This is a genomic window from Perspicuibacillus lycopersici (assembly GCF_025660475.1).
Classification (GTDB): Bacteria; Bacillota; Bacilli; order Bacillales; family Caldibacillaceae; genus Perspicuibacillus; species Perspicuibacillus lycopersici.
On the sequence record NZ_JAOUSF010000006.1, the window covers coordinates 142,735 to 159,981 of the forward strand.

The following is a 17,247-nucleotide window of genomic DNA, read 5'->3' on the forward strand; positions in this document are numbered from 1 at the left end:
AATCGTTTTTATTACAAAAAGTCTAACTGGATTATATTACCTACCAGTTAGACTTTTGTTATTTATATAATCCTTTTTAACTTTTTGTTTATGAATATTCCTTATTCTAACGATAAAACGACAACGGACATTGGAGGAAGTTTGACGGATAATTGGTTATTTGCAACAGTGAAGCTTGCAAATACCGTTGGTTTTACATTATTCGGTTGTTCAAAGGTATTATGTGCATTTGTAGTATTTGCTGTTAAAATTCTCCCTGTTATTGTTGTCTCCTCGAGAGAAATTCCTCTTAATTCAATTGATAGCTCCGTCGGACTCGTATGATCTAAATTAGCAAGATTCACATAAACTTTTCCTTCGCCATCTTTACTTGAGGAAACACTAACTTTAGGTAATACATCATCTTCAAGCTGATAATTTTCCAAATTACATTCAACCGCAAGAAGTGAAGCGTCTTGGTTGACTTTAAACATTTCAAATACATGATAGGTTGGCGTTAAAATCATTTTTTCCCCCTCTGTAAGTATCATTGCCTGTAATACATTAATGGTTTGAGCGATATTTGTCATATGTACACGGTCAGAATGTTCATGGAAAATATTAAAGTGAATTGCTGCTACAAGTGCATCACGAATCGTATTTTGCTGATATAAAAATCCAGGATTTGTCCCTGGTTCAGGATCAAACCAAGTTCCCCATTCATCGATAATGAGCCCAATTCGTTTTTCTGGATCATATTTGTCCATAATTGTTCCATGCCTTCTAATTAATTCATCCATAAATAATGCTTTTTTCAATGTAATAAACCATTCATTGTCTGTGAAGTTTAAGGAAGATCCCTTTCCCTTCCAAAAGTCTCCTGGTATTGTATAATAATGAAGACTAATACCATCCATTAGCCAATGGGCATTTTTCATTAATACTTCGGTCCAATTGTAATCATCTACATTAGCTCCACCAGCAATTTTATAAATACGGTTGTCTGTATAATTTCTTACGTACGTTTGATAGCGACGATAAAGGTCCGCGTAATATTCTGGACGCATATTCCCACCACAACCCCAATTTTCATTTCCAACACCAAAATATTTTAGCTTCCAAGGTTCTTCTCGGCCGTTGCCCTTTCGTAAATTTGCCATCGGAGATTCACCGTCAAAGGTCATGTATTCTACCCATTCTGACATTTCTTGAACGGTACCACTTCCTACATTTCCACAAATATATGGTTCGCAGCCTAAAAGCTCACACAACATCATAAACTCATGGGTACCGAAATGGTTATTTTCTACCACACCGCCCCAATGGGTATTTACCATTTTCTTTCGGCTTTCCCGAGGACCAATACCGTCCTTCCAATGATACTCATCGGCGAAACAGCCCCCTGGCCAGCGTAAAACGGGTACGTTAATATTTTTTAATGCTTTCAGTACATCACTTCGAATGCCGTTCGTATTAGGGATTGTGGAGTCTTCACCAACCCAAATTCCTTCATATATCCCTCTGCCAAGATGCTCTGCAAAATGTCCATAAATATGTTTGCTAATTTTAGATTTCTCAATATCTGTATTAATGATGATTTGATTTGTCATAGAATAAACTCCTTTCGAAATATGTATCCGCTTTCTTTAGATAGGAAAAATGAGTAAATAGAATAATCTCTAATCCACTAAAACTATAAATAGTAAACTATATAACTATTTACCATGATTTTATTACCCTTGTTCGTACATGTCAATCATAATAAAGTGGTATATTTCTATTATCTGTATGTTTTATCTGTCTGAAAGGATGAAAGAAATCCACTTAATATAGCGTTGTTATAGTAAAGCGAAGGAATATTGCTGCTTCAATAACCGTTTTGAAAAATATTATAAAAATAATAAACTTGTTAAAGAATATGTCAACATTTTTATTGAATGTACGTACAAATTGTATTAATATAAAATTATGAAAGCGATTTATTTTACTTAAATTTTATTTGCAAAGGAGTTGTTTTCATTTGTTAAAGGAGCTTAAGGAAGCGGTGTTAGAAGCGAATAAAGCATTACCAAAGTACGGATTAGTGACCTATACTTGGGGTAATGTAAGCGGTTACGATAAAGATACTGGTCTAGTTGTCATTAAACCAAGTGGAGTGGAATACGACGATATGACGATTGATGATCTAGTTGTTGTGAACTTAGAAGGGGATATTGTAGAAGGATCACTTAAACCGTCATCTGATACACCTACCCATTTAGTATTGTACAAACATTTTCCTGGGATTGGCGGAGTAGTACATACCCATTCACCTTGGGCAACAAGTTGGGCTCAAGCTGGTAAAGATATCCCCCCATTAGGAACAACACATGCAGATTATTTTAATGGACCAATTCCTTGCACAAGACCAATGAAAAAATCGGAGATTCTTACAAATTATGAATTGGAAACAGGAAATGTCATTGTGGAGACATTTAAAGCAAAAGATCCTAATGAAATACCAAGTGTGTTAGTTCATAGCCATGCCCCATTTAATTGGGGAAAAGATCCTCATGAGGCGGTACATAATGCGGTTGTATTAGAGGAAGTTGCAAAAATGGCATTAAATGCATTTCTATTAAACCCTGATTTGTCGGAAATGGACAGTATTTTACTAGAAAAACACTTTTATAGAAAGCATGGAGTAAATGCCTATTATGGGCAATAACAGGGAGGGTATATAGATGACTAAATATACGATAGGGATTGATTATGGAACACAATCGGGTAGGGCAGTTCTAGTGTCATTAACAGATGGGCAAGAGGTATCAGATCATGTGACACCTTATACGCATGGTGTTATTGATGAGGTTTTACCAGATGTACCTATTGAGTTAGAACATGAATGGGCGCTTCAGCATCCGCTTGATTATATAGAAGTAATTAGAAAATCCGTTCCAGCTGTTATTAACGAATCAGGAATTAATCCGAAAGATGTCATTGGAATTGGGATTGATTTTACGGCTTGTACAATGCTGCCAATTGATCAAAATCTTCAGCCACTTTGCTTAAATAAGGAGCTAGCTCGTAATCCCCATAGCTGGGTGAAATTGTGGAAACACCATGCGGCTCAGGATGAGGCAAATAAGATTAATAGTATTGCAGAGAAAAGAGGAGAAAAATTTTTACCACGATATGGTGGTAAAATTTCATCGGAATGGATGATCGCAAAAATTTGGCAAATCCTTGATGAAGCTCCGGAAATTTATGAGCAGGCAGACCAATTTGTAGAAGCAACGGATTGGGTCATATCTCAATTAACAGGTAATATAACACGAAATAGCTGTACGGCGGGATATAAGTCGATTTGGCATAAGCAAGATGGATATCCAAGTAAAGACTTTTTTAAAGCGCTAGATCCCCGATTGGAAAATATAGTAGAGACGAAATTAAGAGGCAATGTTCTCCCACTAGGTACGAAGGCAGGGACATTAACAAAGGAAATGGCAGTACTTACGGGATTACCTGAAGGAATTGCCGTTGCAGTAGGGAATGTAGATGCGCATGCAGCCGTTCCTGCAATGGGAGTTGTGGAACCGGGAAAACTTGTGATGGCAATGGGGACTTCTATTTGCCATATGTTATTAGGCAAAGAGGAAAAAGAAGTCGAAGGTATGTGTGGAGTTGTAGAGGATGGGATAATTCCTGGCTATTTTGGATATGAAGCAGGGCAATCAGCTGTTGGAGATATTTTTGAATGGTATGTAGAAGAAGGTGTCCCTGCATACGTTCAAGAATTGGCTGTGAAACAAGGATTATCTATTCATCAATATTTAGAACAAAAGGCAGCTACCTATACTCCTGGTGAAAGTGGATTAGTTGCCCTTGATTGGTGGAATGGGAATCGGTCAGTTTTAGTGGATACCGAATTGAGTGGACTGATTATTGGTATGACTCTTCAAACAAAACCAGAGGAAATTTATCGAGCACTTTTAGAAGCAACTGCTTTTGGAACCCGTACGATTGTTGAAGCTTTTAAGAAAAATGGTGTGGAAGTAAACGAATTATATGCCTGTGGCGGATTACCACAAAAGAACCAATTATTAATGCAAATTTATGCAGATGTTACAAATCTTCCAATAAAAATTGCTGCTTCAAAACAAACACCTGCTTTAGGTGCAGCAATGTTTGCTGCGGTTGCAGCAGGAAAAGAAGCAGGTGGATATGACGATATTTTAGGTGCAGCAAAAAATATGGCACGTCTGAAGGATGAAGTTATTCTACCAATTGCGGAACATGTAGCAATCTACGAAAAAATTTATCAGGAATATAAGCTTCTTCATGACTATTTTGGACGTGGAGAAAACAATGTGATGAAGCGATTAAAAGCTTTACGAAATATTGCACGATAAAAATATTACCTATAACTGAGGAGGAAGCATAATGTTAGAAGTTAGACCTTATACGTTTTGGTTTGTCACAGGAAGTCAGCATTTATATGGAGAAGACGTACTACTAGAGGTAGAAAATAACTCAAAGAGTCTTGTGGAAGGGTTGAATCTAAAAGGTGGCCTTCCATATAAAATAGAATTTAAAAGAGTACTCACGACAAGTGATGATATTCATCGATTAATATTACAAGCTAATGCGGATGAAAATTGTGCTGGATTAATTACTTGGATGCATACTTTTTCACCAGCGAAAATGTGGATAGCTGGCCTTTCTGCTTTGCAAAAGCCATTATTACATTTAGCAACCCAATATAATCGTGATATTCCGTGGGACACTATTGACATGGATTTTATGAATTTAAATCAATCGGCACATGGTGATCGGGAATTTGGTTATATGGTCACTCGTTTAAGAATTGCTCGTAAAGTAGTTGTTGGTCATTGGGAAAATCCAGAAGTTCAAGGGAAAATTGGCTCTTGGATGAAAACGGCAATAGCTGTTGCTGAGGGAAGAAATATTCGTGTCGCCAGGTTCGGGGATAATATGCGAAATGTTGCAGTCACGGATGGAGATAAAGTTGAAGCGCAGATGAAATTTGGCTGGTCCGTAGATTATTATGGAATTGGTGATTTAGTAGTGAAAATGAAGGAAGTATCAGAGGAAAGAGTGGATGCATTATTTAACGAATACAAGGAATTATATGAGATCGAAGAAACAGCACTAGTTCCAGGTCCAGCTCAAGATGCTGTAAAAGAGCAAGCTAGAATGGAAATTGCTTTAAAAGAATTTCTTCAAGAAGGAAAGTATACGGCATTTTCCACTAACTTTGAAGATTTACATGGGATGAAGCAGCTTCCAGGATTAGCTGCACAACGATTAATGGCAGAAGGATATGGATTTGCTGGTGAAGGTGATTGGAAGACGTCCGCATTACTTCGATTAATGAAAATTATTGCCGATAACAAAGATACTACATTTATGGAGGACTATACGTATCATTTAGAGCCAGGCAATGAAACAATATTAGGGGCACACATGTTGGAAGTATGTCCAACGGTTGCAGCAACAAAACCGAAAATTATTGTTCGTCCATTAGGAATTGGCGGAAAAGAGGATCCAGCAAGATTAGTATTTGATGGAAAAGCAGGAGAAGGTATTGTTGTGTCACTAGTTGAAATGGGTGGTCGTTATCGTTTAATCATAAATGAAATAGCAGCGGAACAGCCAACTTTGGCAACACCAAATCTTCCAGTGGCGAAAGTACTATGGAAGCCTGAGCCTTCTTTAAGTGTTGCGACTGAAGCATGGATTTATTCCGGAGGTGCGCATCATACCGTTCTTTCGTTAGCAGTGACAACAGAACAATTATACGATTTTGCAGATATGGTGAATATTGAGTGTATTATTATTGATAAAAATACAAATATGCCAAGGTTTCGAAATGAATTGAAATTAAGCGATAAAACTTGGGGATAAATGGAATAAAAAAATAGATATCGATAAGTAGGGGAAAATAAAGAAACTGACAGTTTGGTCAGTTTCTTTGTTTATATAATTCTATTTTTTACAAATAATAATTAGTATGGTATCCTACTTGTGCGAATAAGTAGTTCTAAATAATGAAGTGGAGTGTAGCTTTGTGAGTGAGTCAAAATATAGTATGGTGAAACGTTGGATTAAATCAAAAATATTGGATGGTACTTTTCAACCATACCAAAAGATAAATTCTGAGAGTGAACTAATGAAACAATTTAATGTTAGCCGTCATACCGTGAGATTAGCGTTAGGTGAACTAGTAAGTGAGGGATGGCTATATAAGGAACAAGGTTCTGGTACGTACGTTTCGGAGCGTTCTACAAATGAAGAAAACACGATTAAATCTGCCGTGAAAAGTATTGCCATTATTACTACCTATATATCAGATTATATTTTTCCTTCTATCATCCGAGGTGCAGAACGAGTATTAACCCAGGAAGGATATCAAATCAGTTTATTTAGTACGAATAATGACCATGAAAATGAGAAAAGAATTTTAGAAACCGTAATTGCACATCGATATGATGGTGTAATTGTAGAGCCAACGAAAAGTGCCATTGCAAACCCTAATATTAACTACTATTTAAATTTAGAAGCCTTAAAAATTCCATACATTATGATTAACGCATTTTATGATGAGCTGGAACCAATAAGTGTAACAGTAAATGACATGGAAGGTGGCTATTTACAAGCAGAGCATTTGATAAAGCAAGGACATAAAAATATATTAGGCTTTTTCAAAACCGATGATATCCAAGGATCCAAACGGATGAAGGGGTACTTAAAGGCACACCGGGAATATGGCATACCAATTAATCCACAAAACATTGTGACGTATAATACGGCAGAAAAAAATACAGTAATCGATTTGTTAAATGAGAAATTAGATAATTCACCGGAAAAGATTACCGGAATTATTTGCTATAATGATCAACTTGCGATGAAAATACTGGATGTTTTAAGGCAGAGAAATTTAAGTGTCCCTGAGGATATTTCTATAGTAGGTTTTGATGACTCGTTCTTAGCGGAAATTTCAGAAGTGAAATTAACATCTATTAAACATCCAAAGAGTGAGCTTGGAGAAGTGGCTGCTAATCTAATTATTGAATTAATAAGACATACGAATAGTCAAAATACAAAGGATATGAAAAGATTAGAATCCTATGTATTTGAACCAGGTTTAGTATTACGTAATTCCACGATAGCGGTGGAGGATAATTAAGAAAGTAGAATAAACAATGGCTGATCGAAGCATGAATCGATCAGCCATTTTTTTTGAATGATTGAAATGTGGAAACAAATAAATTAAGTCTATATTCTCGTTTTATGATGTACGTATGACTTGTGGTTTTTTACACAAAAAAATTGAAATAAGTACGTACAAATCGTTGACAGATAAAAATTACAATTTTATAATTAGTTTATGAAAACGCTTTATTTTTAAGGTGGTGATAAAAATCTTTGTTATAAGATATACTCCTGTAAAAATGATGAACTATTAAAAGGATGATTGGGGGACAATGTAATGAAGTCTAGTAAAAAAGTATTAACTTATTTTCTTATTCTATTGATGGCTTTTTTTATAGTCGGATGTTCTTCTAATTCCTCTAAAGAGGAAGAAGTAGTAGGGGAAACGACGACTGTTGGACCAGAAGATGGTGCGAAATTAGAAATGTGGTTATTTGTTGATCTCCACCAGCAATTCTATACTGAAATGTTGAACAAATGGAATGAAGAACATCCAGATAAGCAAATTCAAATTAATTTTACGGTTTATCCTTATGCAGACATGCATACGAAATTAACATTAGCGATTCAATCTGGTGAAGGTATCCCGGATATGTCAGACATTGAGATTGGTCAATTTCCTAATTTCTTAGACGGAGAGGTGCCGTGGTTACCAGTTAATAGTTATGTAGAACCATATAAAGCTGATTTAGTAAGCTCCCGTTTAGATGCCTATGCAAAAGATGGTAATTATTATGGTGTTCCGACTCACGTTGGCGCGATGGTTATGTACTATAATAAGGAGATTTTGGAGCAATACGGAATTGACTATACTCAAATTAAAACATGGGATGATTTCACCGCAGCAGGTGAAAAGCTAAAAGAAGCTTCCAATGGTGAAGTGTTCATGACATCTGTTGATACAGGTGGTGCTGATTGGTTGACATTAGCTATGTCACAATACGGCGAATCATGGGTAGAAGACCCAGAAAATGCAAATGTACAATTGAAATCAATTGAAAATATGTTGACAATGCAACAAGGCTGGCTAGAAAGTGGAATTGCAGAAGTAACACCTGGAGGGCAAATTGATACAGAGGAAGGTTATGCTACAGTTGCTAATGGTGAGGTAGCGGCATTCCCGAAAGCAAGTTGGTATATGTCTCGTTTCACAGATTACATGCCTGAGATGTCTGGAAAGATAGCGCTTGCACCAATTCCTGTCTTTGAAGAAGGTCAAGCCCGTTCTAATGGTGTTGGTGGTACAGGAACCGTTATTTATAAGGAATCTGAGAATGCTGAATTGGCAGCTGAATTTATGGCATGGGCAAAATTGTCTGAAGAAGGCGGAGAAAAGATTTGGGATATTTTAGGATTTGATCCGGTAAATACAAAAGTTTGGTCTAATGATGTGATAACACATAATCCAGACAATAAATTCGTTCAATACTTTGTAAACAATCCATTCGATGTATTTTTAGAAATTCAAGATGAAGTAAATCTTATTAAAACGGTACCAATTACAACTACGATTAATGAAGCGTTTAACTTAACAACCTTAAATGAAGTACTTGAGAATGGTGCAGATGTCAAGGAAGCGCTTGCTGCAGCCCAGGAAGAAGTAGATTTTGAACAAGAATAAGTATAATAATTCGTTTAAGATTGCCTAATGAAGGCAATCTTAAACGCTCTTGAGAAGAGAGAGGAGGGGAACTGTATTGAAAGGAGTACAAAGTATTTTATTCTCTCAGAAGGCTGCTCCGTATATATTCATATTGCCTTTTATTATAAGTTTATCGTTTTTCTGGGTGTATCCGATGATATCAACAATTATCATGAGTTTCCAAGATATCGGGACTGGATACAGTGAGTTTATTGGGTTAGCAAACTACGAAAAATTATTAGGTGATTCCGTATTCCATACTGCTGTGAAAAACAGTGTACTTTATACCATTTTTACGATTATCATTTTAATTCCTTTACCAATGTTATGTGCCTTTCTATTGAACTCCAAAAATGTAGTGGCAAAGAGAACATATAAATCGATTATCTATTTACCTGCACTAGTTTCTGTTGTTGTTTCTGGTATTCTATTCCGATATATGTTCAGTGAAATGGATAGTGGTTTGATGAATCAAATTCTGAACTTTTTCGGAATCGACTCCACCCAATGGTTAAAAAATTGGGGGACAGGTATGTTTGCCTTACTACTACTTGCTACTTGGAGATGGATGGGGGTAAATACGTTATATTTTGAAGCGGGTTTAAGCTCGATCGATAAAGTACTTTATGAATCAGCAGAAGTTGATGGTGCCAATGCATGGCAAAAATTTTGGCATATTACTTTACCACTACTTAAACCAACCCGAATTTATGTAACGACAATCTCTATTTATGGCGGTATGGCTATGTTCCTAGAAAGCTACATGATTTACGGTGGCAATAGCTCCCCTAAAAATATCGGATTGACGATAGTTGGATATTTGTATAGACGTGGAATTGAAAAGAATGATTTAGGCTACGCTTCAGCAGTAGGTTTAGTATTGCTTATTGTAGCGTTAGCTATCAGCATGGTTTACCTATGGTCAAGCGGCATGTTTAAAAAGGAGGACAAATAGTATGAGCCAGAATAATACTGAACCGAATCAAAGTTCTCTTTTTGACGCAAGTGCACTTGTCGCAACAAAGAAAGTAAAGAAAAATAAAGATGGAAAACGGTCGCTATATAAAGTGTTGATTAATGGTTTCTTTGTAATTATGTGTGCGATTGTAGCGGTACCTTTTGTTGCTGGATTATTCGCTTCCTTCCGACCTGGTCAAATGTTAATTCGAAACGGATTGAATCTGCAGCTTGATTTTAAAAACTGGTCCTTTACGAACTACGGCTATTTGTTTGACGGTAGTACAGGATATTTAGATTGGTATAAAAATAGTATTGTGATAACCGTCATTTCCGTATTGTTAACGTTAATCATCTGCTATTTTGTTGCGTATGGTTTTGCGATGTATAACTTTAAATTTAAGAATTTCCTTTTCTTCTTAGTAATTGCAACGATGATGGTTCCTTTTGAAATATTAATGCTACCACTTTATAAGGAAATGATCAGTTTAGGCTTGATCGATACTTTCGCAGGTGTTATTCTCCCTGGACTAGTAGGAGCATCTACTATCTTCTTCTTTCGCCAATTTTTATCCGGCTTACCAAAAGAGCTACTGGATGCTGGAAGAATTGATGGAAGCAGTGAGTACGGAATTTGTGTGAAAATTATTATGCCAATGTCTAAACCAGCATTCTCGGCAATGGCGATATTAAGTGCAATGGGTTCATGGAATAGTATGCTGTGGCCATTAATTGTATTGCGTTCTGCCGATAAGTTTACTTTGCCAATAGGATTGAATACACTGATGACTCCTTATGGCAATAATTATGATGTGATGGTTGCCGGCTCTATGTTCTCGATTTTACCGTTGTTCATTTTATATTTGATATTTAACAAGTACTTTGTTGAAGGTATGACAGCCGGAGCGGTTAAAGGATAGAAAATAGTAGCTGCTCTGAATAATTAGCGAAGCAAGGATGAGCAACATTGGAAAACATATGTATGGATAGAAGTAATAAAAAAGAAGCGTTAACAAGGTGGGTATAAATTATGAAAATAAATTATCATTCTCCATTTTGGCAAAGGATGGAAAAGTTGTATTATGTCATTTTATTGAACCTATTATGGATTCTATTTAGTTTACCGATCATTACAATCGGAGCTTCAACGGCAGCGCTTTATCATACGACGTTTAATCTTGTGAAAGGCAAGGATGTACAAGTTTTTACCGATTTTTATCATGCCTTTAAGCTTAATTTTGTTAGAAATATGGTAATGGGATTGTTTGTCATTTGCTTTGGGCTGTTGTTGATGCTTGTACAAGGTTTTTATTTACAGCTGGCAACTGAAATTTCACAGGTGATTTATTATTTATATTTATTTGTTACCTTCTTATTTATTTTGTTTCTTGTCAATATCTTTCCAGTTTTAGGATCATTTAAGGGCTCTTTTTTGGAGATTGCAAGAATTACACTGTTTCTATCCATCAAATATTTACCAATGAGTATTTTAATGATAATAATCAATTTTTTCATACTTTATTTATGTCAATTTGTTATTCCACTAGCAGTAATTGCAGTTGCACTTATCGCATTTGTTAACAGTCATATATTTCTTAAAAAGGTATTAAAGGTAAGTTTTACTGCAGAGGAACTATCTAGTGTTAATTAATCTAAAAGATGTAAAAGAAAACATAAAAAAGGAATGTGAAGAAAATGACCGGAGAATTTGTAAAATCAAGAATGGTAGTCGATAAATCCTTTAAAATTTCCGAAATTAATAAAAGAATTTATGGATCATTTATTGAACATTTAGGAAGAGCAGTATATGGTGGTATTTACGATCCTGGGCATCCAACAGCAGATGAACAAGGCTTTCGTCAAGATGTCCTTGATTTAGTAAAAGAATTACAGGTTCCAATTGTACGCTATCCTGGAGGAAATATGGTTTCTGCCTATAATTGGGAAGATGGAGTTGGACCGAAGGAAAAACGACCAAGAAGATTGGAATTGGCTTGGAGCTCTACCGAGACAAATGATGTTGGGACCAATGAGTTTTTTGATTGGGCGAAAAAAGCAAATGCAGAGGTCATGATGGCTGTAAACTTAGGAACACGTGGAATAGATGCTGCACGCAATCTATTGGAATATTGTAACCACTCAGGTGGAACATATTATAGTGATCTACGAAAAGCACATGGCTATTCAAAGCCCCATAATATTAAAACATGGTGTTTAGGTAATGAAATGGATGGTCCTTGGCAAATTGGACATAAAACTGCGTACGAATATGGTAGATTAGCTGCAGAAACAGCAAAAGCGATGAGAATTGTTGATCCTACTATCGAACTGGTTAGCTGTGGAAGCTCTAATTCAGAAATGCCAACATTTCCACAATGGGAAGCAGATACTTTGGAACACACGTATGATTATGTCGATTTTATTTCTCTGCATCAATATTATGGAAACCGAAACAATGATACGGCAAACTTTTTAGCAAAATCATTGGATATGGATAATTTTATTCAAACGGTTATTGCCACTTGTGATTACATAAAGGCGAAAAAACGTAGTAAAAAATCTATGCATTTGAGCTTTGACGAATGGAATGTATGGTTCCATTCCAATGAACAGGATAAAAAGATTGAGCCTTGGTCTGTGGCTCCAGCACTATTAGAGGATATCTATACATTTGAGGATGCACTGCTAGTAGGTAGTATTTTAAATACATTATTAAAGCACTCCGATCGAGTGAAGGTTGCTTGTATGGCACAATTAGTAAATGTTATTGCCCCAATTATGACGGAAACAGGTGGAGGGGCATGGAAGCAAACGATTTTTTATCCATATTACTATACCTCCGTTTACGGACGAGGCACTGCCTTGCAATCCATTGTAGAATCACCAAAATATGATAGTAAAGATTTCACAGATGTCCCTTATCTAGATCAATCGGTTGTGTATAATGAGGATAAGGAAGAATTAGTAATTTTTGCGGTAAACCGTCATTTAGAAAATCAATTGTTAGTGGATGTAGATATTCGTTCATTTGCAGATTATAAGCTTGTGGAGCATGTCGTATTAGAAAATGATGATCCTAAGGCTGTAAATACGTTGCACCATGAACAAGTAAAACCACATAAATACGGTAAATCCTATATGGAAGATGACAAATTGGTTGCCGTATTACCTAAAATGTCATGGAATATGATTCGTTTAAAAAAATAGTTACCATTCACCCGAGCAAGAAGAAGTAGAGGGATTATTCCTTCTACTTCTTCTTTTGATATTTAAGAACTATTGGTTGACAACTATATACGGAATTCTGTACGCTATAGTTGTACGTACAAGATGAAAAAACCATGGAAATGGTTATCCATGTTTCTTTTTTTACTTAAGATACATTTGAATGAAAGCGTTTTTTTCAAAAAGGTGTTCAAGTAGATTTTTCTCTAGGAGGTCAAAGGATGCTATTACATTCAGAACTTAATAGGTTAGCAGAACAATTGCAAGTTAATGATTTTAAAATACCAGAAGTTGTACTAGAACCAAAAGCAATTTACCGTTTAAAGGATTTCCTAAAAGTGAAAAATATACGGAAAGTAGTCATCGTTTATGATCACAATACTTTTGCTGCAGTAGGAAAAATTCTATTGGAGGATTTGCAAGCAGAATCTTTAGAGGCAAAAGGGATTCTTGTAAAGGAAGAAAATGGGCAAGTCATTGCAGATGAAAAAAGCTTAGTTCAAGTATTTGTAGAGACTCCGAATGACACGGATATGTTAATAGCGGTTGGGTCTGGAACCATTCATGATATTGTCCGATTTGTTGGCTATAAAATGAGCATTCCTTTCCTTTCAGTGCCTACAGCTGCTTCTGTGGACGGCTTTACGTCTAAAGGTGCACCACTCATTTTACATGGGGTGAAACAGACGATTCAAACATCTGCACCAATTGCCGTTTTTGCTGATATAGAGGTACTACAGGCAGCACCACAAAAATTAACTGCAGCTGGATTTGGCGACATTTTAGGGAAGTATACATCGTTATTAGACTGGGAAATTTCTAAGCTTGTAGGTAATGAGTCATACAATGAAACAGCTGCATTGTACACAAGAAAGGCTTTAGAAACATGTGTGGCAAAAGTTGAGCAAATAAGTGTAGCGGATGAAGCTGGGATAAAAATTTTAATGGGGGCATTAATAGAATCTGGTTTAGTGATGCAAGTTTTAGATCATTCACGACCTGCTTCAGGTGCAGAGCATCATTTATCCCATTATTGGGAAATGCATTTATTGAAAACAAATAAAAAGCAATTACTACACGGTGCAAAGGTTGCGGTGGCTACCACTTTAATTATTGAGCTGTATAAAAAGTATTGGCAGGAAGTTTTACAATCTCCAAAAATAAAAGACTCTCGTTATCGAGAGGGGATTGAAAAACACGGTGCCTACATCTCTCATTTAATAGAACAATTGCCTTCACCTGCCTTTATTGAAGAATTAATTGAAAAAGTAAGCGGACCAACAACAATTGAAGAATTAGGGTTGCCAGTAGAATTAGTATCAAAAAGCTTAAATGAAGCATATCACTTACGAGATCGTTGTACAGGATTATTATTAATAAATGCTATAAAAGAAGCGGACTTTCAATATGTTAGTCTACTAAAACAAAATTAGAAAGGATGGTCAGCTATGCGAATAGAAAAAATTGCGGATATTGTTGTGGAAACAAAGGTTGGAGTAAAACCTATTTTACCGGCTACAGTTGAAGTAACATTAACAAATGGTGCGAAATCGAATTTGAAGGTTGAATGGGGGGAGGTTTTAGAAGAACAGCTACAGTTACCAGGGAAGTTAATTATTAATGGGAGAATTACATCACAGGAATATCCAAGCCCGCTAGTGGAACAACGGGCAGATCCATATTTGTTGAAGCACCATGATGGTTATTATTATTTTACAGGTTCCTATCCACTATATGATCGGATTGTTTTACGAAGAGCAAAAAAGATTGCTGAACTATCTACAGCTGAAGAAGTAGTAATTTGGAATAAGCATGAATCAGGGATTATGTCTGAGCATATTTGGGCACCTGAATTACATTATATTGAAAATAAATGGTACATATATTTTGCTGCTGGAGAAAAAGAGGATGTATGGGCGATACGACCATATGTGTTGGAATGTACAGATGAAAATCCGTTAACAGGGAAATGGATAGAAAAAGGCAAAATTAATATAAATTTTCCAAGCTTCTCTCTTGATGCCACTACATTTGCACATAACGGTGAGCGTTATTTAATTTGGGCGCAAAAGGTAAAACAAGATACAATTTCGAACTTATATATCGCGAAAATGAGCAATCCGTGGACTATTGAAGGTGAGCAAGTATTGCTATCGACACCAGAGCATGATTGGGAAAAACAAGGCTTTTATGTAAATGAAGGACCGGCTGTCATTAAACGAAATGGATTTATTTTTGTTGCATACTCTGCAAGTGCAACTGATGACCGCTATGCAATAGGGCTACTATCTGCTAAGGAGAATGCAGATTTATTGGATTTTAATTCATGGAAAAAATCAGCAGAACCAGTATTTGCTACAAGTGAAGAAACGAATAAATTTGGACCTGGGCATAATAGCTTCACAACAACAGAGGATGGGTCGTCTGATTTAATCGTTTATCATGCCAGACCGTATAAAGAAATTGTCGGGAATTCTCTTTATGACTATAATCGACATGCATATGTCCAACGAGTTTTTTGGAAGGAAAATGGAGAACCATATTTTGGGATACCTGGATTTGTGTTAGAGGGAATGAAAGCAAATGTAACAGTAAGAATCATAGTAAATGAGTAATAACTTGGATTAGTTTAAAACATGAGATTTAGCTAAAATTTAGGAGAATGTATTACGGTGGATGATTTTAAGTATATTAAAAAAGTCTAACTAAGTTTTTAACTCTTAGTTAGACTTTTCGTTATTAGTGTCCATTGTCAACAACTAGTGGTGGATCAATTGCTAGAACAACTTTACCATTAATGACAATCCAAATATAGCTATATTCCATATCGATATTATGATGTTCACGTAAATATCGCTGAAGTGCTTCTTGGATATTGAACATTCGATAAGCTAAATCCTCCGTTAAAAATGGAATGTCAAAAGGTAAATTAAATTCTAAGTATATATCATTTTCGGGATTATAAGCTGCTTCTGCTTTATTATTTAAAGGTAGAGCAAAAGCAAGTAGCAATACGAATACTGCTGAAACTATTAACTTTTTCATTGATTTCTCTCCTTTTTATAATTAAATATTTTATCCTTTATAGAAATAAAAGCTTGTACAACATCAGGGTGGTATAAGCTACCACTTCCATTTCTTAATTCAGTGATTGCTTGCTCTTTTGAGAGAGCTTTTCTATATATACGATCGGAAGTCATTGCATCGTAAGAATCAACAACAGCAACAATAGCAGAACCAATTAATATTTCATCGCCCTTCAGACCATATGGATAACCACTCCCGTCATATCTTTCATGATGCTGTTCAACAATTTTGGCAGCATTAATTAAAAACGGGTAGCCTGATTCTACCAGGAAGTTGTGACCGTAAATTGGATGCATTTTAATTTGTTCCCATTCCTCATCAGTCAATTTCCCAGGTTTTAGTAAAATACTATCGGGGATTTTAATTTTTCCAACATCATGCAAAAAGGCACCTATATTTAATTGATATAGCTCTTGTGAAGAAAGATTTAATTTTTCACCAAGCATCATTGATATGTTCATTATCCGATTGCAATGTCCGAAAGTGTATCCATCTTTTTCTTCAACTGAGTTAGCTATTTGCTTATAGTTCTCTAATTCATTACTAAAATTATGAAAAACAGGTTTTGATGTTATATATAACAACATAGTATCTTCAATTGCTTGGAATAAACAAACATTTTTTATAGGAATCATCTTTAAATAATCACCAGTAGAGGCAACTATTTTATTGGGACCAGTATGTATCTGTAATTTTCCTTCTAATATATGAATATATTCTAGTGCATCCCATCCGTCAGAAGGGCCGATTCCCCAGCGCATTCCAGTTAGAAGATGAATTTTTATAATCTCAGTTCCATCATAAGAAGCAAGAAGTTCTATATTCATTCCTCTAAGTGTAACTTTTTCAATTGATTCTCCAGTATTTTTAAAAATGACTCCAAAATCTTTAAAGTGCATGACAATGCCCCCGAATAAGTCTGTAGATGTATCACAATGTCTAGAATAATCTGTTTCTATTATATTGTAAATTTAAATAATTTCATAGTTAAAACTTCTGTTTTTTTTCTAAAATAATAGACGATAGATAAAAATAAGTATTTAGACCTAGACTTTTTTCGACATTTATTGACATTATTTTTGGGGAAATCGTTTATTTTCTACAAATTTCTTTTTTGTTTTTAATGCGATTTTATAAATATT

14 protein-coding genes are annotated in these 17,247 nt (G+C 35.5%); 11 read left to right on the forward strand and 3 right to left on the reverse strand.

Annotation, left to right across the window (positions count from 1 at the left end; all coding sequences use genetic code 11):
* Window positions 1–101: 101 nt before the first annotated feature.
* Window positions 102–1,589, reverse strand: coding sequence for an alpha-N-arabinofuranosidase (locus OEV98_RS16390; RefSeq protein ID WP_263074431.1), 1,488 nt, complete (start codon window positions 1,587–1,589; stop codon window positions 102–104).
* A 410-nt stretch (window positions 1,590–1,999) separates the two neighbouring features.
* Between OEV98_RS16390 and araD the strand changes: the two genes are divergently transcribed.
* From araD to OEV98_RS16445, 11 genes are all read left to right on the forward strand, one after another.
* Window positions 2,000–2,686: an L-ribulose-5-phosphate 4-epimerase gene (araD, locus tag OEV98_RS16395; protein ID WP_263074432.1), complete on the forward strand. Its 687-nt coding sequence runs from the start codon at window positions 2,000–2,002 to the stop codon at window positions 2,684–2,686.
* A gap of 16 nt (window positions 2,687–2,702) precedes the next feature.
* Window positions 2,703–4,370 carry a ribulokinase gene (locus OEV98_RS16400; protein WP_263074433.1) on the forward strand — a complete coding sequence of 556 codons (1,668 nt, stop codon included), beginning with the start codon at window positions 2,703–2,705 and terminating at the stop codon, window positions 4,368–4,370.
* 31 nt (window positions 4,371–4,401) lie between these two features.
* Complete coding sequence (gene araA, locus OEV98_RS16405; RefSeq protein ID WP_263074434.1) at window positions 4,402–5,886, forward strand: L-arabinose isomerase; 1,485 nt, start codon at window positions 4,402–4,404, stop codon at window positions 5,884–5,886.
* A gap of 184 nt (window positions 5,887–6,070) precedes the next feature.
* Window positions 6,071–7,168 carry a GntR family transcriptional regulator gene (locus OEV98_RS16410; RefSeq protein ID WP_263074499.1) on the forward strand — a complete coding sequence of 366 codons (1,098 nt, stop codon included), beginning with the start codon at window positions 6,071–6,073 and terminating at the stop codon, window positions 7,166–7,168.
* Window positions 7,169–7,471: 303 nt separating this feature from the next.
* Window positions 7,472–8,815 carry an ABC transporter substrate-binding protein gene (locus OEV98_RS16415; RefSeq protein ID WP_263074435.1) on the forward strand — a complete coding sequence of 448 codons (1,344 nt, stop codon included), beginning with the start codon at window positions 7,472–7,474 and terminating at the stop codon, window positions 8,813–8,815.
* Between the two features lie 76 nt (window positions 8,816–8,891).
* Window positions 8,892–9,791 (forward strand): carbohydrate ABC transporter permease, encoded by a 900-nt coding sequence (locus OEV98_RS16420; RefSeq protein WP_263074436.1) that lies wholly within the window; start codon window positions 8,892–8,894, stop codon window positions 9,789–9,791.
* Between the two features lies 1 nt (window position 9,792).
* Window positions 9,793–10,713, forward strand: coding sequence for a carbohydrate ABC transporter permease (locus OEV98_RS16425; RefSeq protein WP_263074437.1), 921 nt, complete (start codon window positions 9,793–9,795; stop codon window positions 10,711–10,713).
* Window positions 10,714–10,823: 110 nt separating this feature from the next.
* Window positions 10,824–11,444 carry a YesL family protein gene (locus OEV98_RS16430; protein ID WP_263074438.1) on the forward strand — a complete coding sequence of 207 codons (621 nt, stop codon included), beginning with the start codon at window positions 10,824–10,826 and terminating at the stop codon, window positions 11,442–11,444.
* A gap of 44 nt (window positions 11,445–11,488) precedes the next feature.
* On the forward strand, window positions 11,489–13,000 hold the full coding sequence (arfA, locus tag OEV98_RS16435; protein WP_263074439.1) for an arabinosylfuranosidase ArfA: 1,512 nt from the start codon (window positions 11,489–11,491) through the stop codon (window positions 12,998–13,000).
* Between the two features lie 239 nt (window positions 13,001–13,239).
* Entirely contained in the window at window positions 13,240–14,451 is a 1,212-nt protein-coding gene (locus tag OEV98_RS16440) for a sn-glycerol-1-phosphate dehydrogenase (protein ID WP_263074440.1), read from the forward strand.
* Between the two features lie 15 nt (window positions 14,452–14,466).
* Entirely contained in the window at window positions 14,467–15,633 is a 1,167-nt protein-coding gene (locus tag OEV98_RS16445; protein ID WP_263074441.1) for a family 43 glycosylhydrolase, read from the forward strand.
* Between the two features lie 124 nt (window positions 15,634–15,757).
* Here the strand turns inward: OEV98_RS16445 and OEV98_RS16450 are convergent, their stop codons facing one another.
* Entirely contained in the window at window positions 15,758–16,063 is a 306-nt protein-coding gene (locus OEV98_RS16450; RefSeq protein WP_263074442.1) for a hypothetical protein, read from the reverse strand.
* Entirely contained in the window at window positions 16,060–17,004 is a 945-nt protein-coding gene (locus OEV98_RS16455) for an HD-GYP domain-containing protein (RefSeq protein ID WP_263074443.1), read from the reverse strand. The genes OEV98_RS16450 and OEV98_RS16455 overlap by 4 nt, the downstream gene beginning before the upstream one ends.
* Between the last annotated feature and the right edge of the window lie 243 nt (window positions 17,005–17,247).